The 24596-nt window shown below is 54.7% G+C and carries 20 protein-coding genes; 14 read left to right on the top strand and 6 right to left on the bottom strand.

Features of this window, described 5'->3' with window-relative positions:
• Positions 1-69: 69 nt before the first annotated feature.
• The 11 genes from atpE to ACZ6YA_RS04525 all read left to right on the top strand — a co-directional run bounded on the left by atpE (position 70) and on the right by ACZ6YA_RS04525 (position 11925).
• Positions 70-327 carry a F0F1 ATP synthase subunit C gene (atpE, locus tag ACZ6YA_RS04575; protein ID WP_003097235.1) on the top strand — a complete coding sequence of 86 codons (258 nt, stop codon included), beginning with the start codon at positions 70-72 and terminating at the stop codon, positions 325-327.
• A 56-nt stretch (positions 328-383) separates the two neighbouring features.
• Positions 384-854 carry a F0F1 ATP synthase subunit B gene (locus tag ACZ6YA_RS04570; RefSeq protein WP_254482375.1) on the top strand — a complete coding sequence of 157 codons (471 nt, stop codon included), beginning with the start codon at positions 384-386 and terminating at the stop codon, positions 852-854.
• 12 nt (positions 855-866) lie between these two features.
• Positions 867-1403, top strand: coding sequence for a F0F1 ATP synthase subunit delta (locus ACZ6YA_RS04565; RefSeq protein ID WP_003253191.1), 537 nt, complete (start codon positions 867-869; stop codon positions 1401-1403).
• A gap of 21 nt (positions 1404-1424) precedes the next feature.
• Positions 1425-2969, top strand: coding sequence for a F0F1 ATP synthase subunit alpha (gene atpA, locus ACZ6YA_RS04560; RefSeq protein ID WP_400804319.1), 1545 nt, complete (start codon positions 1425-1427; stop codon positions 2967-2969).
• Between the two features lie 48 nt (positions 2970-3017).
• Positions 3018-3878, top strand: coding sequence for a F0F1 ATP synthase subunit gamma (gene atpG / locus ACZ6YA_RS04555; RefSeq protein WP_172287441.1), 861 nt, complete (start codon positions 3018-3020; stop codon positions 3876-3878).
• A 27-nt stretch (positions 3879-3905) separates the two neighbouring features.
• Positions 3906-5282, top strand: a complete 1377-nt coding sequence (gene atpD / locus ACZ6YA_RS04550) for a F0F1 ATP synthase subunit beta (RefSeq protein WP_009684662.1) — start codon at positions 3906-3908, stop codon at positions 5280-5282.
• A gap of 43 nt (positions 5283-5325) precedes the next feature.
• A complete protein-coding gene (locus ACZ6YA_RS04545) occupies positions 5326-5745 on the top strand; it encodes a F0F1 ATP synthase subunit epsilon (RefSeq protein ID WP_016489909.1) in 420 nt (139 codons plus the stop codon).
• A gap of 119 nt (positions 5746-5864) precedes the next feature.
• The gene (gene glmU, locus ACZ6YA_RS04540; protein ID WP_465895771.1) at positions 5865-7232 is read left to right on the top strand and encodes a bifunctional UDP-N-acetylglucosamine diphosphorylase/glucosamine-1-phosphate N-acetyltransferase GlmU; all 1368 of its coding nucleotides are present in this window, start codon (positions 5865-5867) and stop codon (positions 7230-7232) included.
• Between the two features lie 164 nt (positions 7233-7396).
• Positions 7397-8173, top strand: a complete 777-nt coding sequence (locus ACZ6YA_RS04535) for a DeoR/GlpR family DNA-binding transcription regulator (protein ID WP_465895769.1) — start codon at positions 7397-7399, stop codon at positions 8171-8173.
• Positions 8174-8175: 2 nt separating this feature from the next.
• Positions 8176-10011, top strand: a complete 1836-nt coding sequence (gene glmS, locus ACZ6YA_RS04530) for a glutamine--fructose-6-phosphate transaminase (isomerizing) (protein ID WP_465895768.1) — start codon at positions 8176-8178, stop codon at positions 10009-10011.
• Between the two features lie 1647 nt (positions 10012-11658).
• Complete coding sequence (locus tag ACZ6YA_RS04525; RefSeq protein WP_465895767.1) at positions 11659-11925, top strand: antitoxin Xre/MbcA/ParS toxin-binding domain-containing protein; 267 nt, start codon at positions 11659-11661, stop codon at positions 11923-11925.
• A 222-nt stretch (positions 11926-12147) separates the two neighbouring features.
• On the opposite strand, the gene ACZ6YA_RS04520 is transcribed toward ACZ6YA_RS04525, so the two are convergent.
• Positions 12148-13743: a TnsD family Tn7-like transposition protein gene (locus ACZ6YA_RS04520; protein WP_465895765.1), complete on the bottom strand. Its 1596-nt coding sequence runs from the start codon at positions 13741-13743 to the stop codon at positions 12148-12150.
• A 659-nt stretch (positions 13744-14402) separates the two neighbouring features.
• On the opposite strand from ACZ6YA_RS04520, the gene ACZ6YA_RS04515 reads away from it, so the two are divergent.
• The 3 genes from ACZ6YA_RS04515 to ACZ6YA_RS04505 are packed head-to-tail and all read left to right on the top strand — an operon-like array spanning position 14403 to position 18714.
• Positions 14403-15362: a PDDEXK family nuclease gene (locus ACZ6YA_RS04515; RefSeq protein WP_465895764.1), complete on the top strand. Its 960-nt coding sequence runs from the start codon at positions 14403-14405 to the stop codon at positions 15360-15362.
• The gene (locus ACZ6YA_RS04510) at positions 15359-17371 is read left to right on the top strand and encodes a transposase (RefSeq protein WP_465895763.1); all 2013 of its coding nucleotides are present in this window, start codon (positions 15359-15361) and stop codon (positions 17369-17371) included. The genes ACZ6YA_RS04515 and ACZ6YA_RS04510 overlap by 4 nt, the downstream gene beginning before the upstream one ends.
• Complete coding sequence (locus ACZ6YA_RS04505) at positions 17368-18714, top strand: AAA family ATPase (RefSeq protein WP_465895761.1); 1347 nt, start codon at positions 17368-17370, stop codon at positions 18712-18714. The genes ACZ6YA_RS04510 and ACZ6YA_RS04505 overlap by 4 nt, the downstream gene beginning before the upstream one ends.
• Before the next feature lie 512 nt (positions 18715-19226).
• Here the strand turns inward: ACZ6YA_RS04505 and ACZ6YA_RS04500 are convergent.
• The 5 genes from ACZ6YA_RS04500 to ACZ6YA_RS04480 all read right to left on the bottom strand — a co-directional run bounded on the left by ACZ6YA_RS04500 (position 19227) and on the right by ACZ6YA_RS04480 (position 24561).
• Positions 19227-19910: a hypothetical protein gene (locus ACZ6YA_RS04500; RefSeq protein WP_465895760.1), complete on the bottom strand. Its 684-nt coding sequence runs from the start codon at positions 19908-19910 to the stop codon at positions 19227-19229.
• Between the two features lie 720 nt (positions 19911-20630).
• Positions 20631-21236 carry a hypothetical protein gene (locus ACZ6YA_RS04495; RefSeq protein WP_465895758.1) on the bottom strand — a complete coding sequence of 202 codons (606 nt, stop codon included), beginning with the start codon at positions 21234-21236 and terminating at the stop codon, positions 20631-20633.
• A gap of 235 nt (positions 21237-21471) precedes the next feature.
• Entirely contained in the window at positions 21472-22473 is a 1002-nt protein-coding gene (locus tag ACZ6YA_RS04490; protein ID WP_465895757.1) for an AraC family transcriptional regulator, read from the bottom strand.
• A 64-nt stretch (positions 22474-22537) separates the two neighbouring features.
• Entirely contained in the window at positions 22538-23206 is a 669-nt protein-coding gene (locus ACZ6YA_RS04485) for a DUF3313 domain-containing protein (protein ID WP_465895756.1), read from the bottom strand.
• Between the two features lie 38 nt (positions 23207-23244).
• Positions 23245-24561 (bottom strand): OmpP1/FadL family transporter, encoded by a 1317-nt coding sequence (locus ACZ6YA_RS04480; RefSeq protein ID WP_465895755.1) that lies wholly within the window; start codon positions 24559-24561, stop codon positions 23245-23247.
• Positions 24562-24596: the final 35 nt, after the last annotated feature.

Here is a 24596-nt window from a genome sequence, read left to right as displayed (position 1 = left end):
TCCAAACGATTTGTTTTACCGCTTCAAACTAAAAACCTAACCAATACGACGTAAAAGTCGGGAGGAAAGATGGAAACTGTAGTTGGTCTGACCGCTATCGCTGTTGCTCTGCTGATCGGCCTGGGTGCTCTGGGTACCGCCATTGGTTTCGGCCTGCTGGGCGGCAAATTCCTGGAAGGTGCTGCTCGTCAGCCTGAGATGGTTCCGATGCTGCAGGTCAAAATGTTCATCGTTGCCGGTCTGCTCGACGCCGTAACCATGATCGGTGTTGGTATCGCTCTGTTCTTCACCTTCGCGAATCCGTTCGTTGGTCAGATCGCCGGCTAATCACTCGTCACCACGAGTTGATGGCTGTATGAATTAAGACCGAGCGAGGTGTTGGCGTGAACATTAATGCAACCCTGATTGGCCAATCCGTTGCTTTCCTGATTTTTGTACTCTTCTGCATGAAGTACGTATGGCCTCCGGTCATCACTGCTCTGCAAGAGCGCCAAAAGAAGATTGCCGACGGCTTGGACGCTGCCAACCGCGCAGCTCGCGACCTGGAGCTGGCCCAAGAGAAAGTGGGTCAGCAACTGCGTGAAGCTAAAGCACAGGCAGCCGAAATCATTGAGCAAAGCAAGAAACGCGCTGCTCAGCTTGTCGAGGAAGCCCGTGAACAGGCCCGCGTCGAAGCTGACCGTGTGAAAGCTCAGGCTCTGGCCGAGATCGAACAGGAACTGAACAGCGCTAAAGACGCCCTGCGTGCCCAAGTGGGTGCCCTGGCCGTTGGCGGTGCTGAAAAGATCCTTGGCGCCACAATCGATCAAAACGCGCATGCGGAGCTGGTTAACAAACTGGCCGCTGAAATTTAAGCGAGGGCGATCATGGCAGAACTGACCACGTTGGCCCGACCTTACGCTAAGGCTGCCTTTGAGCATGCCCAGGCCCATCAGCAACTGGCCAATTGGTCAGCCATGCTCGGCCTGGCTGCTGCGGTGTCGCAAGACGACACCATGCAGCGCCTGCTCAAGGCCCCGCGACTGACGAGCGCAGAAAAGGCCGCCACGTTCATTGACGTGTGCGGTGACAAGTTCAATGCACAGGCACAGAATTTCATTCATGTTGCCGCGGAAAACGACCGTCTCCTGCTGTTGCCGGAGATTGCCGCTCTGTTCGACCTGTACAAGGCCGAGCAAGAGAAATCCGTGGACGTGGAAGTCACCAGTGCTTTTGCGTTGAACCAAGAACAGCAAGACAAACTCGCCAAGGTTCTCAGTGCACGGTTAGGCCAGGAAGTGCGCCTGCACGCGTCGGAGGATGCCAGCCTGATTGGTGGCGTCGTCATCCGCGCTGGTGACCTGGTAATCGATGGCTCTGTTCGCGGCAAAATCGCGAAACTGGCCGAAGCATTGAAATCTTGAGTTTGAAGGGGCAGCAGAGCAATGCAGCAACTCAATCCTTCCGAAATTAGTGAAATCATCAAGGGCCGCATCGACAACCTCGATGTGAGCTCCCAAGCCCGTAACGAAGGTACCGTTGTTTCGGTATCCGACGGTATCGTGCGGATCCACGGTCTGGCCGACGTCATGTACGGCGAAATGATCGAGTTCCCTGGCGGCGTCTACGGCATGGCTCTGAACCTGGAGCAAGACTCCGTCGGTGCAGTGATCCTGGGTGCCTATGACACCCTCGCCGAAGGCATGAGCGCCAAGTGCACCGGCCGCATCCTGGAAGTTCCGGTTGGTAAGGAACTGCTGGGTCGCGTCGTCGACGCACTGGGCAATCCGATCGACGGCAAAGGTCCTCTGGGCAACACCCAGACCGACGCGGTCGAGAAAGTGGCTCCAGGCGTGATCTGGCGTAAGTCGGTAGACCAGCCTGTACAGACTGGCTACAAATCCGTCGACGCCATGATCCCTGTCGGCCGTGGCCAGCGTGAGCTGATCATCGGTGACCGTCAGATCGGCAAGACCGCCATGGCCATCGACGCCATCATCAACCAGAAAGACTCCGGTATTTTCTGTGTGTATGTTGCTGTCGGCCAGAAGCGTTCCACCGTTGCCAACATCGTTCGCAAGCTGGAAGAAAACGGCGCCCTGGCCAACACCATCGTGGTGGTTGCCAGTGCTTCGGAATCCGCCGCACTGCAATTCCTGGCGCCATACGCCGGTTGCACCATGGGCGAGTTCTTCCGTGACCGCGGTGAAGACGCACTGATCGTTTACGATGACCTGTCCAAGCAGGCCGTTGCCTACCGTCAGATCTCCCTGCTGCTGCGCCGTCCACCAGGACGTGAAGCGTACCCAGGCGACGTGTTCTATCTCCACTCCCGTCTGCTGGAGCGTGCATCGCGCGTTTCCGAAGAGTACGTAGAGAAGTTCACCAACGGTGCTGTAACGGGCAAAACCGGTTCCCTGACCGCGCTGCCGATCATCGAAACCCAGGCTGGCGACGTTTCTGCGTTCGTTCCGACCAACGTGATCTCGATCACCGACGGTCAGATCTTCCTGGAATCGGCCATGTTCAACTCGGGCATCCGCCCTGCAGTGAACGCCGGTGTTTCGGTATCCCGCGTAGGTGGTGCCGCTCAGACCAAGATCATCAAGAAGCTGTCCGGTGGTATTCGTACCGCTCTGGCTCAGTACCGTGAACTGGCTGCATTCGCCCAGTTCGCGTCCGATCTGGACGAAGCGACCCGCAAGCAGCTGGAGCATGGTCAGCGCGTAACCGAGCTGATGAAGCAGAAGCAGTACGCGCCGATGTCCATCGCGGACATGGCCCTGTCGCTGTATGCCGCTGAGCGTGGTTTCCTGACTGACGTAGAAGTCTCCAAGGTCGGTAGCTTCGAGCAAGCGCTGATCGCCTACTTCAACCGTGATCACGCCGAATTGCTGGCGAAGATCAACGTGAAGGGTGACTTCAACGACGAAATCGACGCTGGCCTGAAAGCCGGTATCGAGAAGTTCAAGGCCACCCAGACCTGGTAAGCCGCAGCGGGGGCCCTGGCCCCCGCTTGCTAACCTGATAGGTGATACATGGCAGGCGCAAAAGAGATTCGCAGTAAGATTGCGAGCATCAAAAGCACGCAAAAAATTACCAGCGCCATGGAGAAAGTGGCGGTCAGCAAGATGCGCAGGGCACAAATGCGCATGGCTGCTAGCCGTCCTTACGCGGAGCGTATCCGCCAGGTGATCGGTCATCTGGCCAACGCCAACCCGGAATACCGCCACCCGTTCATGATCGAGCGCCCTGTAAAGCGCGCCGGTTATATCGTGGTGAGCAGTGACCGTGGTCTGTGCGGTGGCTTGAATACCAACCTGTTCAAGGCCCTGGTCAAGGACATGAGCGCAAACCGCGAACAGGGCGTGGAAATCGACCTGTGCGTGATCGGCAGCAAAGGTGCGACTTTCTTCCGCATCTTTGGCGGCAACGTTGTAGCCGCGATCAGCCACTTGGGCGAAGAGCCATCGATCAACGATCTGATCGGCTCCGTCAAAGTGATGCTGGACGCCTACCTGGACGGCCGTATCGATCGCCTTTCGGTGGTTTCGAACAAGTTCATCAACACCATGACCCAACAACCGACGGTCGAGCAATTGGTACCGTTGGTGGCAACCCCGGATCAGGAACTCAAGCACCACTGGGACTACCTGTACGAACCCGACGCAAAAGAGCTGCTGGACGGCTTGATGGTGCGTTACGTGGAGTCGCAGGTCTACCAGGCGGTGGTCGAGAACAACGCTGCTGAACAAGCGGCCCGGATGATCGCCATGAAGAACGCCACAGACAACGCCGGTGATTTGATCAAAGAGCTTCAGTTGATCTACAACAAGGCGCGTCAGGCTGCGATCACCCAGGAGATCTCGGAAATCGTCGGCGGCGCTGCCGCGGTTTAACGGTTCAAAAATTCAGAGGATCCAGCTATGAGTAGCGGACGTATCGTTCAAATCATCGGCGCCGTCATCGACGTGGAATTCCCACGTGACGTCGTGCCGAGTGTATACAACGCGCTGAAAGTACAAGGCGCGGAAACCACTCTGGAAGTTCAGCAGCAGCTGGGCGACGGCGTGGTTCGTACCATTGCGATGGGCTCGACCGAAGGCCTGAAGCGCGGTCTGGATGTTGTCGACACCGGTGCTGCCATTTCCGTTCCTGTTGGTAAGGCCACCCTGGGCCGTATCATGGACGTACTGGGCAACCCGATCGACGAAGCCGGCCCGATCGGTGAAGAAGAGCGTCGCGGTATCCACCAGCCAGCGCCTTCGTTCGCTGACCAGGCAGGCGGCAACGACCTGCTGGAAACCGGCATCAAGGTTATCGACCTGGTTTGCCCGTTCGCCAAGGGTGGTAAGGTTGGTCTGTTCGGTGGTGCCGGTGTCGGCAAGACCGTAAACATGATGGAACTGATCCGTAACATCGCCATGGAACACAGTGGTTACTCCGTGTTCGCGGGTGTGGGTGAGCGTACTCGTGAGGGTAACGACTTCTACCACGAGATGAAGGACTCCAACGTTCTCGACAAGGTAGCGCTGGTCTACGGTCAGATGAACGAGCCACCAGGAAACCGTCTGCGCGTAGCGCTGACCGGCCTGACCATGGCTGAGAAGTTCCGTGACGAAGGTAACGACGTTCTGCTGTTCGTCGACAACATCTATCGTTACACCCTGGCCGGTACCGAAGTATCCGCACTGCTGGGCCGTATGCCTTCGGCAGTAGGTTACCAGCCGACCCTGGCTGAAGAGATGGGCGTTCTGCAAGAGCGCATCACCTCCACCAAGGAAGGTTCGATCACCTCCGTTCAGGCCGTATACGTACCTGCGGACGACTTGACCGACCCGTCGCCAGCGACCACCTTCGCCCACTTGGACGCCACCGTCGTTCTGTCCCGTGACATCGCCTCCCTGGGTATCTACCCAGCGGTCGACCCACTCGACTCGACTTCGCGCCAGCTGGACCCGAACGTGATCGGCAACGAGCACTACGAGACCGCTCGTGGCGTTCAGTATGTTCTGCAGCGCTACAAAGAGCTGAAGGACATCATCGCGATCCTGGGTATGGACGAACTGTCCGAAAGCGACAAGCAACTGGTAGCCCGCGCTCGTAAGATCCAGCGCTTCCTGTCGCAGCCGTTCTTCGTGGCCGAAGTCTTCACCGGTTCGCCAGGCAAGTACGTTTCCCTGAAAGACACCATCGCTGGCTTCAGCGGCATCCTCAAAGGTGACTACGACCACCTGCCAGAACAAGCGTTCTACATGGTCGGCAGCATCGACGAAGCGATCGAGAAAGCCAAGAAACTGTAATTCCTGCGCCCCGCAAGGGGCGCTATCAGGTTGAGGCAAGCAGATGGCTATGACAGTCCATTGCGATATCGTCAGCGCGGAAGGAGAAATTTTCTCCGGTCTGGTCGAGATGGTGGTTGCGCACGGTAACCTGGGTGATCTTGGTATCGCTCCAGGCCACGCGCCGCTGATCACCAATCTGAAGCCAGGTCCGATCACGCTGACCAAGCAGGGTGGCGCACAAGAGGTGTTCTACATCTCTGGTGGTTTCCTCGAGGTTCAGCCGAACATGGTCAAGGTGCTTGCCGATACCGTGCAACGTGCTGCAGACCTGGATGAAGCGCAGGCTCAGGAAGCCCTCAAGGCTGCTGAGAACGCCCTGAATCTGAAAGGCGCGGACTTCGATTACGGCGCCGCCGCCGCACGTCTGGCCGAGGCCGCAGCTCAGCTGCGTACCGTCCAGCAAATGCGCAAAGGCAAGTAATCGGCCCCGGCTGATCACTGCTGTTGCGATTGAGAAAAAGGGTAGCCTCGGCTACCCTTTTTCTTTTTCAGAATTCCCCACGGTCATAACACTGACCGCCCAGGATTGGTAGCCAGTCAATGTCGCTCGATATCGTTATTCTCGCCGCCGGCCAAGGTACCCGCATGCGTTCAGCGCTGCCCAAGGTACTCCACCCGGTGGCCGGCAACTCCATGCTCGGCCATGTTATCCACACTGCGCGCCAGCTTAAGCCGCAAGGAATCCATGTGGTGATCGGTCATGGTGCTGAGCAGGTCCGTGAGCGCCTGGCTGCCGACGACCTGAATTTCGTCCTGCAGGACAAGCAGCTGGGGACTGGCCATGCGGTTGCCCAGGCGCTGCCGGCAATCACTGCCGACACCGTGTTGGTACTGTACGGCGATGTACCGCTGATTGAAGTTGAAACCTTGCAGCGCCTGCTGACCCAGGTCAGCGAGCAGCAGTTGGGACTGCTCACCGTTACCCTGCAAGATCCGACCGGCTATGGGCGCATCGTACGTGACGCCAAGGGCCAGGTGATCGCGATCGTGGAGCATAAAGACGCCAGCGAAGCGCAGAAGGCGATCAAGGAAGGTAACACCGGCATTCTGGCTCTGCCTGCCGCGCGTCTGGCCGACTGGATGGGCCGGTTGTCGAACAATAACGCCCAGGGTGAGTACTACCTGACCGATGTCATCGCCATGGCAGTCGCCGATGGCTTGGTGGTCGCCACCGAGCAACCGCACGACCCGATGGAAGTGCAGGGCGCCAACGACCGTCGCCAGCTGTCTGAACTCGAACGCCACTACCAACTGCGCGAAGGCCGTCGTCTGATGGCCCAGGGTGTAACCCTGCGTGATCCGGCGCGCTTCGATGTGCGCGGTGAAATTACCGTTGGTCGCGACGTACTGATCGATATCAACGTGATTCTCGAAGGCAAGGTGGTCATTGAGGACGACGTGCAGATTGGCCCAAACTGTGTGATCAAAGACAGCACCCTGCGCAAAGGTGCGGTGATCAAGGCCAACAGCCATATTGAAGGCGCGGTAATGGGCGAGGGCAGCGATGCCGGCCCGTTTGCCCGCCTGCGCCCGGGCAGCGTGCTCGATGCCAAGGCCCATGTGGGTAACTTTGTCGAACTGAAGAACGCCCATCTTGGCGAAGGCGCCAAAGCCGGCCACCTGACCTACTTGGGCGACGCCGAGATCGGTGCCCGTACCAACATCGGCGCTGGCACCATCACCTGCAACTACGATGGCGCGAACAAGTTCAAGACCGTGATGGGCGAGGATGTGTTCATCGGCTCGAACAACTCGCTGGTGGCACCTGTGGAAATAAAAGCGGGTGCCACGACGGCTGCTGGTTCCACCATTACCCAGGCGGTCGATGCGGGTGATCTGGCCGTGGCTCGAGCTCGTCAGCGTAATATCTCCGGCTGGAAGAGGCCTGAGAAAATCAAGAAAAACTGAGTTATTCACAGCCTTAGTGACCAAAGCCGACCTATGTGAATAAGTCGGCTTTTTTGTGGTTACACATTATGCACAGGCCAAATTTCCGATCTGCGACCTTGACGCAACCGCCATCTTAGGTTTTGATTGCAATCATTATCTTTCGAATCGAAACTTAATAGCTCATGTCGAAACGAAATACGCCTCAACGCCGCCACAACATCCTGGCGCTGCTCAGCGAGCAGGGCGAGGTCAGTGTGGACGCGTTGGCCAAGCGCTTCGAAACCTCGGAAGTCACCATTCGCAAAGACCTTGCAGCCCTGGAGGCCAATGGCCTGCTGCTGCGTCGCTACGGCGGTGCCGTGCCGGTGCCGCAAGAGATGCTTGGCGAAACCGCACTGCCGGTTTCTTCCTACAAGAAAGCCATCGCTCGTGCCGCCGTCGGCCGTATTCGCGAGCACGCCCGGATCATCATTGACAGCGGCAGCACCACCGCGGCCATGATCCCTGAACTGGGTCGTCAGCCGGGCCTGGTGGTGATGACCAATTCGCTGAACGTGGCACGCGCCATCAGCGAGCTGGAGCACGAGCCGGTGTTGCTGATGACCGGCGGCACTTGGGACCCGCACTCAGAATCGTTCCAGGGCCAGGTGGCCGAGCAGGTATTACGCTCATACGATTTCGACCAGCTGTTCATTGGTGCCGATGGTATCGACCTGAACCGCGGCACCACCACCTTCAATGAACTGCTGGGCCTGAGCCGGGTCATGGCCGAGGTGGCCCGCGAAGTGATCGTGATGGTCGAGTCCGACAAGGTCGGGCGCAAGATCCCCAATCTTGAGCTGCCCTGGGGCAGCGTCACTACCCTTATTACCGACGAACGCCTGCCCTTGGCGGCACGCGAACACATTCAAGCCCGCGGCATCAACCTGATCTGTGCCGCGATCAGCCAGGAGCAATAATCATGTGTGGAATCGTAGGCGCCGTCGCCGAGCGCAACATCACCGCCATCCTTATCGAAGGCCTCAAGCGTCTTGAGTACCGTGGCTACGACAGCGCCGGCCTGGCGGTTTACACACAGCAAGGTGAACTGCAGCGCCGCCGCCGCATCGGCAAGGTTGCCGAACTGGAAGCTGCCAATGCCGCCGATCCGCTGGTCGGCCAGTTGGGCATTGCCCACACCCGCTGGGCCACCCATGGCGCACCGACCGAAGGCAACGCACACCCGCATTTCTCGGGCAATGAAGTGGCAGTGGTGCACAACGGCATCATCGAAAACCACGAAGCGCTGCGTGAAGAGCTCAAAGGCCTGGGTTACGTGTTCGCCTCGCAGACCGATACCGAGGTCATTGTCCACCTGATCCACCACACCCTCAAAACCATCCCGGACCTGGCCGATGCACTCAAGGCTGCGGTCAAGCGCCTCCATGGCGCTTATGGCCTGGCGCTGATCAGCGTGAAACAGCCTGATCGCCTGGTTGCCGCGCGCAGTGGCAGCCCGCTGGTAATCGGCCTTGGCCATGGCGAGAACTTCCTGGCGTCCGACCAGTTGGCACTGCGTCAGGTCACCGACCGCTTCATGTACCTGGAGGAGGGCGACATCGCCGAGATCCGCCGTGACCAGGTGAAAATCTGGGACCAGGCCGGCAACCCTGTTCAACGTGAAACCGTGCAGTACCATGAAGGTGCCGAAGCGGCCGACAAGGGCAAATATCGCCACTTCATGCTCAAGGAGATTCATGAGCAGCCGTCCGTGGTCCAACGCACGCTGGAAGGCCGCCTGGGCAAGGACCATGTGTTGGTCCAGGCGTTCGGTCCACAGGCCGCCGACCTGTTCGCCAAAGTTCGTAATGTGCAGATCGTTGCCTGTGGTACCAGCTATCACGCCGGTATGGTCGCCCGTTATTGGCTGGAAAGCCTGGCCGGAATCCCGTGCCAGGTCGAAGTCGCCAGCGAGTTTCGCTACCGCAAGGTGGTGGTGCAGCCGGACACTCTGTTCGTCTCGATCTCCCAGTCCGGCGAGACCGCCGATACCCTGGCGGCCCTGCGCAACGCCAAGGAGCTCGGCTTCCTCGGCAGCCTGGCGATCTGCAACGTAGGCATCAGCTCGCTGGTGCGCGAGTCCGACCTGACGCTGCTGACCCTGGCCGGCCCGGAAATTGGCGTAGCCTCGACCAAGGCGTTCACCACCCAGTTGGTATCGCTGATGCTGCTGACCCTGGCGCTGGGCCAGGTGCGCGGTACCCTCGAAGCCGGTGTCGAAGCCGAGCTGGTCGAAGAACTGCGTCGCTTGCCGGCCCGTCTGGGCGAAGCATTGGCCATGGACCGCACCGTCGAGAAGGTCGCCGAGCTGTTTGCCGACAAGCACCACACCCTGTTCCTCGGTCGTGGCGCGCAGTACCCGGTAGCGATGGAAGGTGCGCTCAAGCTCAAGGAGATTTCCTACATCCACGCGGAGGCCTACCCGGCCGGTGAGCTCAAGCACGGCCCGCTTGCGCTTGTGGATAACGACATGCCGGTGGTGACCGTGGCGCCGAACAACGAGCTATTGGAAAAGCTCAAGTCGAACCTGCAGGAAGTCCGCGCCCGTGGCGGTGAGTTGGTGGTGTTCGCCGACGAGCATGCCGGCATGAGCAATGGCGAAGGCACTCATGTGATCAAGGTGCCGCACATCAGTGATGCACTGGCGCCGATTCTGTACACCATTCCGCTGCAGCTGCTGTCGTACTACGTGGCAGTATTGAAGGGGACTGACGTTGACCAGCCGCGTAACTTGGCGAAGTCAGTGACTGTGGAATAAAGCACTGAGGTTGGAAGTCCATGATGGATTTAGAGAATTAAAACTGTCGCAGGATAATTAAAACTGTCGCAGGAGGCGGGGAGGTCGGTCTCATCCGCTCCTGCGATCGCTGGCTTCTCGTCTAAACCGCCCCATCTGCTTCGGACCAGTGATAAATTCAGCTCGTCTGTCGTCGACGGCGGCAAAGCCGGTGACGGTTAGATACAACGCTGGACCTTGGGTAGTGATGGCTCGGTGCAATCTCGTCTGCGGACCCAGGGTGTCGCAACAGCCGCTCACTGCCTGGATTTAAGTCTCCCGGTAGTCGATGACGCCTTTCATCTCGTCTCCTGCGAGGCGTCTCGATCTTCGCCTGCTTCCGACCTAGCGCTAACCACCAGCGAGATTTTTCATGCTGTTGAGAATTCAACCCGATGAGTCGCTCCGGTCATTTGTGGAGCGGAATCTCTTTCTACAATTGCCTACCCGTGCTCTAGAAATCTTTGGGGCACCTCAATTTCGACACCTACGCTGGCGTAATAAGCAAGTAAATTCAATAGCTACGCTTCTCGGATGGGATGGTTGTTACGGATTCAACAAGCTATTGCACTCCCATACTGACTACACTATTTATGGAGTCTTAAAAGCGAAGGACAGCTTCTCATATTCGTCGAACGAGTTCGAGGCAGGATTCTTTTGCTTTGATGACTTTTCTAGAACAAGATCATATTGCCCGGTCTGTGCAAAAGAAGACCTGTGTGTGCGAGGATACTCGTATTGGAGACGCAACCATCCTCTCTTAAATGTGTGTGCCAAGCATAACGTTGAATTACTTGCGAGTTGCCAGTTTTGCGGGAAACCTTTCTCCGTTCATGGTCACTCTTTAGACGTGATGTGGAGCGGGTGCGTAGGCCGTAGCCTAGGCGACGCGGAGCCCACCGCGAACACAGAACCTGAGGCCCTTAACCTCGCTGAGTTTTTCTCGAGCCTCAACGCACTCCCATACCACCTGTCCGCTGAAACGGTTTTTCATGTCTTAGAAGCTAAAATCATAGAGCTGATTGAAGGTGATAGCTTTAACTTGATGTCAAGGGGGAGACGTGCCACCTTGAAGTTCTACCGTGATGACTTGCGCGACCCTCGCGCCTTTAGATTTTTAGTCGGTCGATCCCAACTGCACGAATTGCTATATTTGATAGCATCAGTATTTCAAAGTTTTGAATCATTCCTCGGCGATTACCTACGTCAAGACCCCAATCCTCCGTCGATTGATTCTTATTGGAATTCTCACCACATGGACGGATATCCCCCTGAGGAATCTAAGCGGGGGGTAGGTAAATTGGATAGTGGTAATATTCATGAAGAGATGAAAGACCTCTTAGACCGTTTGGGGAATACTTTCGGATAAACATTTATATTACCGACCAATTCATGTGGGACCTCTTATACGATTCCCACTGGTGAGCACCGACACAAGGGAGAGAAATTGACGCCCGAGCAGACTGGGGCTTCGTTCCGGGTCGTTCCGCCTGGGTCACCGGTATGGTTCCAATTGCGAGAGGCGCACACCCCTTTAAGGTGCCAGTCATCCGTCGATGGCGTTGCTGATCAATTTTTGCAGTAAGGTAATCGTTACCCCCTCGCGTTAGGCGCGTTAGCGGAGACCTCATGCTTACGATAGCCCTCCTCGGTCCCTGTGCTTCCTCGCCGGTGCGTTGCTGGAGCGCTCAATACCGTTGTTACGTTGCCCGTCGAGATCAGATCCTGGCCCAAGCGGCCCATGTCCTTGGCAACGCGCGCCTCGCTGCTGGATGGCTATCGCGACCTGCAATCGGTCTAGACAGGCGCGCTCCTTGCAGCCTCCTGGTGGATCCTAGGGACTACCAGCGAGTCCGCATCCACCTCACGAGGATTGAGTACGGCGTCTACTGCTGAAAGGTTTCGAGGCGTGGCGTCCAGAACTCGATATTGGCGTTCGTTCGGGATAGTTACCTCGATCAATGAGTAATAGGCTCGTTTTCATATTTTATCTAAATAAAAATAGCCGCCATTTAGCAATGGCTGACTCGGGGGTGCCTGTAAGTGAGGCATCGCGGTCGTTATCTAGGCAAGCATGCATCAGATCGTTATCAAGAATTGGACACATATGGATGTAGGCTAATTGCAGAGCTTGTCAACAAGCTCTCTCGTCTTGGAGTAGTGCGACTTTTGCTCAAGCGAAGCGAATAGGTTGGGTACTAACTGGTAAAGGTAACGCTTGCGCAGTCTTGAGTTTTCGAACGGAGATCTTTTCATTATTTGCATGACCCTCGCGAATAATCTTTCATCTCGCGCATCCCAATCTACCGAAACATGATTTCCGATCCTTCCGCATGGAAGAGTCACGCATTGAGATAAGAGCCAAGTTCGATCATTTCGGTACAGCCATGCGTATACTTTAGGTATCTGTTTTCTGACGGTTTTTGCGCTAGCAGTAGGCCTTTCATCCACAGTCGCAAGCCAAACCGCGCGCAGCTCCTCACGCTTCTTGCGAAGTTGTTCGTTGCTCCCTGCGAGTCTCACTTCTGGGTTTTGGCGTAGTAAGCGATTAACTGTACTGATAGATACATCGAAGCGAGTGCATACCTCGCCTTTGCTTGCACCACATTTCAACGCCTTCAAAATCTCTTGTTGAATAGGCACGAAGATTTTCTTCGGTCTTGGGGCACCCGGTTCTCTCTTGAATTTTTCAGCTTGTTCACGGACTGCGGTATCGGGTATCAACAGTTGCAGATCAAGGCTACCCGATTTATTGAGCTGTTCATCCAATTTATTATAAGCTGCCATGAAGCCGTCCACGTGACCAAATAGCCACGAAATGAGGGTCAAATGCTTCAGCGGATGGCAGTAACCACGGGGCTTGCGGGCCATTTGCGAAATGAACCCTATTGCACCCCGCTGCGTGCGTGGCAGGGCTGAAAAGGATGGGTGCGGTTGAAGCACTGAGCAGTACCTCGCAAAGCCCTCAGCCGCGGCCTCGCGCCCCTTCTGGGCGGTACCGAATCTTCTAATAGCCTGTTGGTAAATTTTTGCGACCTTAGCGGCATCGAAGTGATATCTAGGTCCCAACTTCCACAGTGCTACGGCAGCAATTGACAGGGAATGTAGAGCAGCAAGGCTCGCCGAGCTTACCTCCAAATCCGCATTTTTTATGAGTGTGCACTCATCTGGAAGAACCCAGCGGAAGCGGCGAGACCACTGCCTGTTTTCAGAGGACTCCCTCAGTAGTTTTCTATGTAGCGGGCAGACAGTTACGCCTGGTAGCTGGTGGGATAGTTGCCAATATGTAGTCCCGTACCTGTCCTCATCGTTCTTCATGCAAGTTAAGCAAGCCTTCAATGGGTGTGATCCACCGAACCGACCAGTGATAAGTCCAAGCCTATACTTTAACGAGCTGACCTTTGAGCCTTGCAATATCTCCTTGATTTCCTCCACGCGCTCGGTTGACTGAAATGGGAAAAATATCGGTACTATGGAATGGTAATTGATAATCTCCTCTGAGTTGCCCCATGATCGTTGTGCCTCATCGTTTAATAGCGACAAGTTTTTCGGAAAGTCGTGCAGTAGCGATGGGGAATCAGGTCCGAATAGAAGAGCCACCGTCTCTTCATTGGTATCATTGCCCCAGAATAAATGCTGACGGCAGCAAAGGCTGTAAAAGCATTCATCTGGAAGCCAATGAAGGTAGGGGCGGTGTCGGCCATTGAGGTTCATCAAGGTGATCCCCAAAAATACCAACATAAGCGCTCGCTGGAGTAATAGGAAAGTTCTATCCGCGATTAATGTATCGCTGGTTATATTATTCGCTAATAGCGCTGTCGGATCCCACAGCATGAGCTGGTGGCCTGCGAGCGCTCGATGCGACCGGAATCCTGTGTACGCTTTGTATAGGCGGAAATTTGTTTCTACGTGGGAGGTGTTTTGTGTTCAAACATGTTGTCAGCCGGGAATTTCAAGCGTTAACATATTCAATTAACGAATTGTCAGTGACCCCCTGGGTAAGCAAGGCCTGATGCAGGTTTTGGTGAGAGGTGGGCGGTTCCCAAGCGGCGGTGAAGCCTAAGGAAGCTCTATAGAACGAATATCTGCTAACCGCTAGCCCCATCGAGAGAGCTAGAAGTCAGTTAGACAAGGGCCCAAGTGCGACCTTGGGCCCCTGTGGATAAGTCAGAAAAGGCACCTGACTTGTCCATTGTCTATCTCATGCATGTGAGACGTCAAGTCTCGCACGGCTTCGCTCATCCACAAGAACCTGCGCGTTATCCACAGTGAGACGCGTGGTTTTCTGCCCGCAGCGTAAGGGTTTCCGAAGTGAGCCTGGGGTTATCCCCAGCAGGCCGCCTATGGAACCTAGATGAGATTGGAATGCTTGGATGAAACCGCAAGAGAGGTATGACCTGATCATGAGCCGCCAAGGCGGGTTTGAGTGGGGTCAAGAATACAAGCCGTCAACCTTGGCGGTCCCAAGAGAGGCGCCCAGAGGCTCTCGAATCAGTAGGCTTCGCAGCCGCAAGCTAGGGCGCACGATTCATCTGCTCTCCGGGCCAGAGAAGGTGTTTGCGCAGTTAGCCCTCTACCATCCTGACCTCTTTGAATTACACGAGCAGAGAATGCTGTGGCCTGTGAATACAGGACATCCGTTGCGAGGGCACCCGCTTACCAAAGGAACCTTTCCTCCCCCTTTGCGCGGTACCGTCGATATCGCGAGTGAGATCGGTTTCAAGCATCATACGATCGTGGTCGAAGATTCGCATGGCAGATGGAGAACGCCTTACCCCTATCAGGGTGACCTTTTACTGTATCTGATGAACAGTCGATGCCATCCCTATGCGGTTAATTGGACTGTCAAGGATGAGGCTGCGGCCTTCCACGAGCGCCGAAGCAAATCTCCTAAAACCCTGGTTCAGCAGCGCCAGGATCGGGAACATGCTGAGCTGAGGCTGGAGTTAGAGCGGCGTTACTATGCGAGTGGCGGCATTCGGACCGTGGAGGTATCGCGCGACATGCTGACTCCAACGATCCAAGCGAACCTCGATCTGTTATTTGGCATGCACGATTTGGATTTTTCGCTTGCGCCGGCTCTGCTGGAAGACTTCAGTGGCGCAGTGGGTGAGGCTGTGCAAGCCGGGAAGCCTGTAGCCTATGTGGCTATAGAGTACGGAACCCGGTGGGGCTTTCGCGACCAATTCATTGCTAAGATTTATCAGGATGTGTGGGATCGAAAGCTTCTGGTCGATTTCAGCGAACCGATCTTGATCGATCGTCCTCTCGTTACTGGGGGATGCGATCCGCTTCAGAAGTTCGGCTCTCTTTTCGAAGAGACCGCACCATGAGGGCCGGCTCTCGGATCATCGCTCCAGATGGATTTCTCAACCTTACGCAGGGAACTGTATATCATTTTCTCGTCAGTGATGGCCGGCGAAACCGGGTCCGCCTGGTTGAGTTTATGGATGACGGAAAGCAGGTCAGCTGTCAGCTCATTCAACTGTCTCAAGTGGATTTTGAGGAGGCCGTTGAAAATGGGTGGCTACTCGAGGATGGCGACGGGGACGCCACGCCTCCTTGGCTTGATCCTCTTCAGGGTGCGTCTATCGAGTTTTTAGAGAGTCGGCGAGCATCCACCAAAGAAAGCTACGAGTGTAAGGTAAACAAACGTTTTGCTGCGATCTCCAGCTTGGTCGCTCGCTTAGACGAAGTTCTTGCAAGTGACGATCCTGATGGTGTCATAAATGCGGACGCCAAGGCCCAAAGACCCCAGCAAAACGCCGCAAGGATGAGGCTCTGGTTCTACTCGTATTTAGTATTTGGCCGTACCAAGTGGGCGTTGCTGCCTATCTTTCATAGAATTGGGGGTTGGAACAGAGAAGGCCCTGGCCGGAAGACAAAGTTGGGTCGGCCTTCTCGGAAGGGAAAAAAACACGGGTACCGCTGTGATGCAGTAATGCAGCAAAAGATATTGAAAGGGTTTCTGGCATACAAGTCGCCCTATAAAACTCAAAACAAGATTTACAGCGAAATCCTCATTGGGGAATTCGGCTGTGTTGTTTCAAAACGGAGCGGTGCTGCAGCTGAATTTAAGCACCCCACCGGCAATCCATTTCCATCTTTTGCTCAGTTTAAGTATTGGGTTAAAAAAATGATAAGCGCGAAGTCCCTGAGGATCGCCCTGAAGGGCCAACATCGCGCTCGTGCTGAGTCCGGCTCAGAGGGAAGCTTTGCCGACAATCTTATTAACGTGAATCAACGGGTTGAATTCGACGGATATTACATTTCCGAGAAGCTTTCGGGATTAACCGAGGAAAGTGCAGTCGATAGCTTTTGTGTTGTCAGGGCGGTGTGCGGGCTATCCGGTATGGTGCTAGGAATTGGCTTTTCGGAAGGTAAAGAGACTATGGCCGCTTATCGCATGGCACTCTACTCAATGGCGTGCGACAAGGTTAAATACTGTGAACAGTTCGGGGTACCCATCACCCCTGATGAATGGAGTAGCGCCGGGCTATCCGGCGGAATGGTGTTGGATAGAGGGCCTGCTGCAGGCTATGAGGTCGAGCCAGAGATTAACTGGTTGAAGTCGGTTGAACTAACGCCAACGTTTTCGGGGCAATCCAAAGCCACAGTCGAGTCCTCTCACCCAAGAGATAAGAAGACGCTTGAGCAGCCGAGCTATTTTCACAGCACCTTAAATTTTGTGGAGATGGCCAAGCGCGAAATTCTACGCGTTCTGACGGACAATCATACCTCTGATGCGGGAAGACGTATGGATGAGGAAATGATTCTGGCCGGAATCAGGCCTACACCACACGACATTTACAGTTACTGGAGCATGCGTGGTCGAGACTCTTCGATTGGAGTTCCTTTCGACACAGCAGTCAGGGATTTTCTTGAGATTCGCCCAGCTGTCATTAAGACCGACGGGGTGTATTTTTACGGCAGAAAGTATAAGTCCCGTGCATTATCAGATACCGGCTTGTTTGATCAAGTTGCCCGCAAGGGCGTTATAAAAACCTCAGCGTATGTACTTACGATGTGCGTTCGGCACATATGGGTAGAGGTTAAAGGAGTTCTCTATCAGCTCGACTTTGTGCGGCCATCACGAAGTCCTCAGGACGCCTCTGATATCACGCTGGCCGACCTGAAAGAAATAGACAGAATTCGTAAAAACAATGCTGCGGATCTTCGGGAGGGATTACCTGCTCATAGTCAACTTTACTATGATAGGTTCGAACAGGATACAGGCAAGCGCTGGGATGCCGGTGAGCGAAAACCCGGACGTCCTTCAAAAGGGGGCGCTGCGCTGCGCGATACCGCAGATTTTAATCGCTTTAGAGGTGCTTCCAAATGAACCGGATTATCGAATGTCGTTTCGATGGTTATATGGATATTGATAGCATCCGCAAACGAGTTGTAATTAGGCCAGACCCTCTGCCGGATGTAGAGTACCTTCGTCCTCATGTAGCTGCCGAGCTTCTGGCTGAACGACTCAAGAGTATGTACCTTCCTAATGAGTTTTCTCTGTATTTCATCCAAGAAATGATCGGTTTAGCTTATTTACACAACCTCAAGCTTTTTAGTAGTGAGGCGGGATACGCCGCAGGGGTCTTCAACCCTCCGGAAGTTGAGGTGTCACCCATCTGCCTGACGGGCTTAGCGGGAGTAGGTAAGAGCCAGACAATTGCTGCTTTACGTAGGGCCATGCCTGCTCCTCTTGAACTTACTGCTGATATGTTCGACGGCGAGGTTCAGCTTACATCACATTGGTATGCGAGCGCGCGTGGCAAAGCCAGCGGCAAGCAGCTTCTCTTGGATTTCGTACATGGGAGCGATCATGAAGGGCGCGGTGGAAATTTAGCGAAGCTGCTCGTTCTGTGTCGCCGCCGAGCCAATCGAGATGGCGTCTGCATGGTCGTGCTGGAGGAGACCCAGCACATCAATACTGGTTCGGGAGCTTCTAAGGTTACCGACATCCTGCTGACCATGGCTGCAATCGGAATGCCGATGATTTTTGTGTCCAATTATAGCCTCGTGCACAAGCTGCTTGGTCGTAACAGTGAGGACAAACAGAGACTGCTTTCAGAACCACGCATCATGCTTCCCGAGCAACCACAGAGCCTGGATTGGTCTGATTACGTGGACGAATGCATCAGGCTGACCGGAGGTCGGGTAAAGGCAGGAAAAACTGAATTCGCATCAGAGCTCTACCGCTTCACGTTCGGTATCAAACGGCTTGCAGTGCAATTGTTGAAGCTCGCTTATTTGGAGTGCCGCGCCGTTGGAAGGAAACAGATTGAGCTCGATGACTTACTCCAGGCCTACCGGTCCAGCGCATACACCAGCAGTGCAAGAGAGGTTGAAGAGCTGAATTTGCAGTTAATCAAATATGGATCTAGCAAAGCGCACAAAGACCTGCAGTGCCCCTTTGACCTTCCCACTGATTTTAAGACCAATGTGGTGAGCTTCAGCCGGGCAGATCGTGACAAGCGCGTGCAGGCGAAGGTATTCGAATCTTCGGCTACTCAGGCGGAGCGCGCGGTGCTAAAACGCGTCACTTTGCCCGAGGAAGAAAAACCTGCGAAACGCAACAGGCGTGAGCCCGTACCATCTGCGACCGATGAAGATCTGAAGCAGTCATTTCATCGGTCGCTGGAGTCGCTGAAACCGCCGTCTCCTCCTACAAAGCCAAGGTAATCCATTGAGGCTTCGAATCAGCCGCCATCGCGGAAGAAATCCTCCCTGGCTGCAAGGCCGAATTGTGGTGCGAGGATGCCGGAGCAGTGGGCCGTTTTCTTTGTTGTCGGTGAAGCAGTGGAAGCCGAACGTGAACTCAACGCTCACGTCGCAGGCGGGGAGCTGGTAGGTCCGCACCGTTGGCTGCAGATGCGCCATACAGAGCTCTCGGCCGTTAATTTGTAGGTTCTTCCAGCGCATGCCCGTAGCCATCGAAATTCGGCTTACGAGAGTATTCCTTTGCAGAGTGATGTCAAGATAGCGGCGTTTCGGCCAAGCTTTCAATCTGTGAGTTTGAGTATTATCCTGTGACGGCTGGCTCCGAGACTTCGTTGGCGCATAGCCTCCCCTTGGAGACACCTGATAGCCCGCCTTCCATGGCGGGCTTTCTTGTATCTACATCCCAGTCTGCGTCTGTCAGACGCGTTGCATCATGGTGCTTATGCTATGAAGCAGCCCTTCGCACTAGGCAGCTAATGGAAAAGTGCCAAGAAACGGCTGAAATTGACGGTGGCTACGGCAAGAGCGCTCAGTACGATAATTGTCGTGTAGATCGGATGGTCTTTGATGATTTCAATCAATACAACAGGGTGTACCCCGTTCCGCTCGTACCATTTCGATTTTGTCTTCAAGGACTTCTCATGCGTGCGTTCGAAGAAGTTCGCGAACATATCGAGCTTTCTTAAGGTAGATTGATGCATTTTGATGTACTCAGCATTCACAAATGCTGCAGCCTCATCAGCGCCCGGCAGGGCATCCTGATCGCTAGCAGCATTGAGTTCAGCTAACGCCATAATCCTGCCTTTCCTTCCTTTGCTATCGGCATGCGGGGCATAGCTTCTTCCGTACAGCGCAACCAGCTCACGCGCAAGATCGACCTTCTTGTCATCCGGCAGCTCTACGGGCTTGCCGCCGAGCACCCGGAACCGATGCTCCAGCGCAAAGAACCCGAAATTTTCGTCTCGCATGTTCCAGTGCAGGAAACGGCAATCCTTGTGCTTATCAAGCCATTGGAAAAAGCCTTTCAGCATCGACTTTTCGAATTTATCGAGTTCTGCTTGCATGCTCGAAAGCTGTTTGCTGAGCTCTGCTTCTTTATGGATGGACCACGATTTGGTCTGGCCGGTTTTAAGGTTTCGTGTGGCAATGGATGTCACACGTTTCGACTCCCCGGTGTCGTTCTCGTAAAACGATTCACAGGAGTAGTGGATTACGTAAACTCGGTTCGCGTCGAGGTAGAGGTCTTCGATTAACGCTCTGCTCCTTTTGCGGTCCTTTAGCCGATCTAGCTCTGCTCCCACACCATCCCCCTCAACCCAGTGCAACGTAGGCAAAGCTGGTGATTCTGCCCTCAAATGTAGGTACTCGCTAGGGTCACGACTGGCCTTGGCTTGGTCGCTACGTGAGGTCAGGAGCTTCGATGAGTGACTGGTTTTCAGCTTGAGCTTTTTTTCGTTGAATTCGTCAACTTGATAGTCGACACCCCTAAATACCTAGTCAGGAAAGGCACAAGCCAATCCCGGTTTTGACCCTATCCCCTGATCGGAGAATCAGCCCATGCACACCATGTTGCTATTCCCAGGTGACACCCCGGTCGACAGCTCAACCCACGTCTGGTTGATGACCATCGGTCGCGTTGCCTATTTCATCCCTCGTCGATGATCCTATGACCCGGCGGCTGGACAGCCGTCGGGTATACTGAATCGCCCCTGGTTTCGTAGAGACCTCCAAGCCTCATAATGAGATTCAACAGGGACGGGCCATGAGTCGTCAGCGTAACCACCAAGTATTCAGATCGAAGCGGTACGACGCAGTTGGCTCCATTAGAGATGACAAATGCCACTTTCTCAGCTTGAAGAGCGTAAGCTAGAGGCGATTCACCTCGTTCCGATGGGTTTGCCTACGTAATTTTTCATCAAGTCCAATGTGCCCCGACCACCTCGTCTGAGGCAGGCTACCAACGATAGCCACGGCACATCTGTAAGCGTCACTTGATCATTAGGTAGGGCCCGGACTTCTCCTGCAGTGGCGCCAGCCGGCCCTCCATCAGGCAAGTAAACCAGCAGCCACTTCTCATGAGTCTCTAACACCAAGCCAAAACGGAAGCCCTCGCCTTCAGCAATCAGCCCTACTTTGGCTCCTTCCATGTTCTCAAGGCCAGCAAAGCGGGCCGTAGCGTCTTTTATCAGTTGATAGCCGGGCAGGTTGCTCAAAATCCTATCTTCTAAAGCACCTAAAACTCGTGTGGCAAATGCGGTTTTAGCCAACATACCCGCAATGAAGCAAATAAACGCCAGTGCCAGCAGTGCCAAGATCGTAAGGGATGTGCCCCCCACTATAGTGTGGCCAGCGAATAGCGGCGTTATCTTTTGAATTACTGGGCGAAGGATATGAATCGCCTTTTCGACCAGAATGATAATTATCAAAAGAGGCAGAATAAATAAAACGCCCCCCGCAATGGTGGTCTTGATAAATCGAAACATAGCGCCTCCCTAATGACTCAAGCCTACGCTTGAGACTGTGCAGTTCGCGATTTGAGCTTTTCAATGTGAACCGCCTTGCGCTGGTGCCGCGCAACGACTAGGCTAAAAAAGGTAAGTCTGCAAGTTCCATTGGATGCTCCTCGTTTATGCGGTCACTCGTTGGCCGCTTTTTTATTCACATACTCTTTAGGCGTTGAAAAGGGATGCTGGAAGATGCGGATTAAGAAATTTCAGGTCATGCTTTGACTGTATTGTCATACTGGCGTCGATGCTCCAGCGGCGTCATCTCGAACCAACGCAGATGGGCTCGGCAAAACGAGGTAGTGCTACGATAGCCAAGCTCAGCGGAGATCTGACCTACTGAAAGAGAAGTTTTTCTAAGCATTTGCTCAGCCTGGCATCGGCGGATACGGTCTAAACATTCTTCGAAATCGATAGCTTCCTGAGCAAGTCGACGTTGAAGCGTGCGCGGATTTAACTGCAACGCTAGCGCAACTTGCTCCAGCGTGCAGCGCTGAGATGGGAGAAGTATTTTAATTTGCGCTTCCACCTGTGGTTTCAACCCATCCGCAGGTAAAGCTCGGAGCTCAAGGCAATATCGTACCATCTGATGCAGCTCAGCGTCATGTTTGACACTCCGCTCATCCAATACGCTCGATTCCATAATCAGGCTATCACTGCCCTGTAGAAAAAATACGGGACAGCCAAAATAAGCGGCGTATTTAGCTGTATCACTTAATGGCTTGTGCCTAAAGCAAAGCGAGAGTGGTTTCAATGTTGCACCGCGTAGCTCGCCAATCAGTTGCCATGCTGCTATTAGCCATTTTTCAACAGTCTGGGGACTGAGTGACTCGCCGGGTTCTGAAGGTTCAAATATAAGCACCGCTTGTCCCGCTCGGTGGTCCAGCCTAAAGTGGAATAGCTGATTGTATTGCCGCATGTATCTAATTAGAGCCACCAACGCATGCCCTACCGTGGGCGCTGACGTGGCTAAGAATCGTAATGGCTTCGCTAGCGGGGCACCTAATATCGCCGGCAGCTTATAATTTAGATTGGGTAAGCTCAGCGGTCGCATATTTTGACTTAATAAGTTCGCGAGCTTAAGTGCCTCGCTTCCACTCTGACGTCTGACCTCAATCACCCTTAATTCCATGTCGGAGGATGGACCATCGTAAATGCTACGCGACTTGTTGCGCGCCCTGTCCCTTGAATCATCTTCATCGCGAACGCTGTCCATGATCTCGCGCCTCTAGTTAGTGGAAGAAACGCCCCGTTTGGTTTCTCAAGCAGGGCGCTATCAATTACTTCTTCAGTGCCTGGAATGAGCTGACCATGTCCTTGGCCCAGCCATCGAGCACTGCCTTGGCATCCTTGGCCTGCATGACTTGCGACGAGTTATCCAACTCGGTACCCGCTCCCTTGCGCACTACTTCAGCCACTACCTGATTGGTATCGCCGTCCAGGAAGGCTGCTTCGGTAGCGATACTTGTGTCCTGGTCACGGATGCCAGTTGCAGTGCTGATCCCGGCAGCTACCAGCGCAATCGGAATCACTTCATAGGGACGCAGGCTTTTGGTCTTCGCACTAACAGCGGTAATTGCAGGCCGTACTACTAAAACGCCTGGGCCAGGGCTGGTCGCCAAAGGCAGCGCCTGGGAAAAATGGTTCTTGAGGGTTTGGTCGTAATACTGAGTGATGCCTTGCAGCGTCGATTGTGGAATTTTTTCAGTGGGCTGCGGTTTTGGATAGAGCTGACTGGGTTCCAGGTACACGCTGGTGTAACGGTTGACGTCTACCCCAGGCTTGATCCAGCGCATGACCGGCGCGCCCGAGGGCGATTTGTCTTCCTTCAAAACACTGTAATTTTTAAGAAATCCAGAATACTGATCGGATTCTACATATTTGCTCGCGCAGCCATGCAGCATGAGCGTAGTGAGGCACAGACTTGCGGCCAATACCTTGGTTTTCATCAGAGTTTCCTTCCTTATGTCAGCGATAAACGCGTCACTCAGAAGCGCCAAGTGGCGCCTCCGCCGATGATGTGCAATGCACTGTTGTCATAGCTGCCCGACAATGTGGTACCCGAGCGAGTCTTGGTCTGATCAACGTCCATATCTCCCAACCAGACCAAGGTGTAGGCCAGGTGCAGGTCCAACCCTTCATCCACCGTGTAATTGACACCGGTTGCGAAACGCCAAGCCTCACCCATCGGGTTGTCGACAGTGCGGTCTTCGTCATCCACTGCCGAACTGTCGTAGCCAAGACCTACGCTCCAGCGCCATTGCGGGGTCGCTTGATACATCGCACCAATCGAGGCGTGCCAGGTGTCTTTGTATTTGCGGTCAACGGTTCGACTCGTGCCTCCACCGTTGGCATCGACATCAACGCCGACATCCCCAAAGTCGCTCCAGTCCTGCCAGCCGAGGCTGCCCAAAAGCGTCCACTGTCCATCGAGCTCGTGGGCAATGCTGGCGGTGACGGTTTGCGGCACATTCAGGTCGAGCTCTAGTGAGTCGACATCCAAGCGGCGTAACGCTGCGTTGAGCAGCGGGTTGCTGATGTCGCTTAGGTGGGGTTTATCCTCGAATTCCAGCTTGACCTTGCTGGTGTAGGCGAGCCCGAGCTTCGTACGGGGATCGACTTGATAGAGCACGCCCAGATTCACGCCTACGCCGACGTCAGTGTCCTTGTATTCCAGCTGGCCATCAGGGCGGTCGGCCAGCCCCAACAGGTTGTTGTTGATGGCCATCTCTGTACGGTAATAGCCAACCATGATGCGTGGGCCAATGCCGATCGACAGATCATCGGTGAATTTGTAAGCCCATGTGGGTTGCAACGAAACCCCAATGATCGCGGCCTCCTGCGTAAAGTAGCGGCCCGCCCAGTCGTCGTCATAGTCCAACGCCAGCCCAAAGTTGCCGTACATGCCGAAGCCGATGGCCGAGCGTTCATCGATTTGATGACTTACGAAAAAACTCGCTCCTGGCAGATATTCCAGAGAGTTGCCGCCCTCATTGCCGTCAAACTGATTGCTGTCGTTCCGGGAGAAACGCAGATCCCCGAGAATCACTTGGGCATTGGCACTGATCTGCGTTCCCTTGAGTTGAGTAAGTCCGGCTGGGTTGCTCATCAACACACTGGGATCATTGGCGAGGGCAGCAGAGCCCGCGTTGGCCAGTCCGTTACCTTCCTGGCCCGCCTCGTAGATGAATATTCCCCCTGCCCAACTGGAACTGGGGTGAACGAATGCAGCCAGAGCTAGGACTGACACGCAGAGAGGTCGTAGTCGCCCTCCCAGCGCTGAGCCCGCTGGATAAGTTTTCATGGTGGCTCGCTCCGAATTCAGAGAGCTGCGAGAGC

The sequence above is a fragment of the Pseudomonas sp. NPDC090752 genome, from assembly GCF_055584805.1.
The sequence above is the reverse complement of the archived record's forward strand: the minus strand, read 5'-3'. Positions and strand labels throughout refer to the sequence as shown.

Excerpts from the sequence above, each read along its gene's own strand:
- atpE (WP_003097235.1), top strand. The coding sequence starts at position 70 with ATGGAAACTGTAGTTGGTCTGACCGCTATCGCTGTTGCTCTGCTGATC.
- ACZ6YA_RS04565 (WP_003253191.1), top strand. The coding sequence starts at position 867 with ATGGCAGAACTGACCACGTTGGCCCGACCTTACGCTAAGGCTGCCTTT.
- atpA (WP_400804319.1), top strand. The coding sequence starts at position 1,425 with ATGCAGCAACTCAATCCTTCCGAAATTAGTGAAATCATCAAGGGCCGC.
- atpG (WP_172287441.1), top strand. The coding sequence starts at position 3,018 with ATGGCAGGCGCAAAAGAGATTCGCAGTAAGATTGCGAGCATCAAAAGC.
- atpD (WP_009684662.1), top strand. The coding sequence starts at position 3,906 with ATGAGTAGCGGACGTATCGTTCAAATCATCGGCGCCGTCATCGACGTG.
- ACZ6YA_RS04545 (WP_016489909.1), top strand. The coding sequence starts at position 5,326 with ATGGCTATGACAGTCCATTGCGATATCGTCAGCGCGGAAGGAGAAATT.
- glmU (WP_465895771.1), top strand. The coding sequence starts at position 5,865 with ATGTCGCTCGATATCGTTATTCTCGCCGCCGGCCAAGGTACCCGCATG.
- ACZ6YA_RS04535 (WP_465895769.1), top strand. The coding sequence starts at position 7,397 with ATGTCGAAACGAAATACGCCTCAACGCCGCCACAACATCCTGGCGCTG.
- glmS (WP_465895768.1), top strand. The coding sequence starts at position 8,176 with ATGTGTGGAATCGTAGGCGCCGTCGCCGAGCGCAACATCACCGCCATC.
- ACZ6YA_RS04525 (WP_465895767.1), top strand. The coding sequence starts at position 11,659 with ATGCTTACGATAGCCCTCCTCGGTCCCTGTGCTTCCTCGCCGGTGCGT.
- ACZ6YA_RS04520 (WP_465895765.1), bottom strand. The coding sequence starts at position 13,743 with ATGAACCTCAATGGCCGACACCGCCCCTACCTTCATTGGCTTCCAGAT.
- ACZ6YA_RS04515 (WP_465895764.1), top strand. The coding sequence starts at position 14,403 with ATGAAACCGCAAGAGAGGTATGACCTGATCATGAGCCGCCAAGGCGGG.
- ACZ6YA_RS04510 (WP_465895763.1), top strand. The coding sequence starts at position 15,359 with ATGAGGGCCGGCTCTCGGATCATCGCTCCAGATGGATTTCTCAACCTT.
- ACZ6YA_RS04505 (WP_465895761.1), top strand. The coding sequence starts at position 17,368 with ATGAACCGGATTATCGAATGTCGTTTCGATGGTTATATGGATATTGAT.
- ACZ6YA_RS04495 (WP_465895758.1), bottom strand. The coding sequence starts at position 21,236 with ATGTTTCGATTTATCAAGACCACCATTGCGGGGGGCGTTTTATTTATT.
- ACZ6YA_RS04490 (WP_465895757.1), bottom strand. The coding sequence starts at position 22,473 with ATGGACAGCGTTCGCGATGAAGATGATTCAAGGGACAGGGCGCGCAAC.
- ACZ6YA_RS04485 (WP_465895756.1), bottom strand. The coding sequence starts at position 23,206 with ATGAAAACCAAGGTATTGGCCGCAAGTCTGTGCCTCACTACGCTCATG.
- ACZ6YA_RS04480 (WP_465895755.1), bottom strand. The coding sequence starts at position 24,561 with ATGAAAACTTATCCAGCGGGCTCAGCGCTGGGAGGGCGACTACGACCT.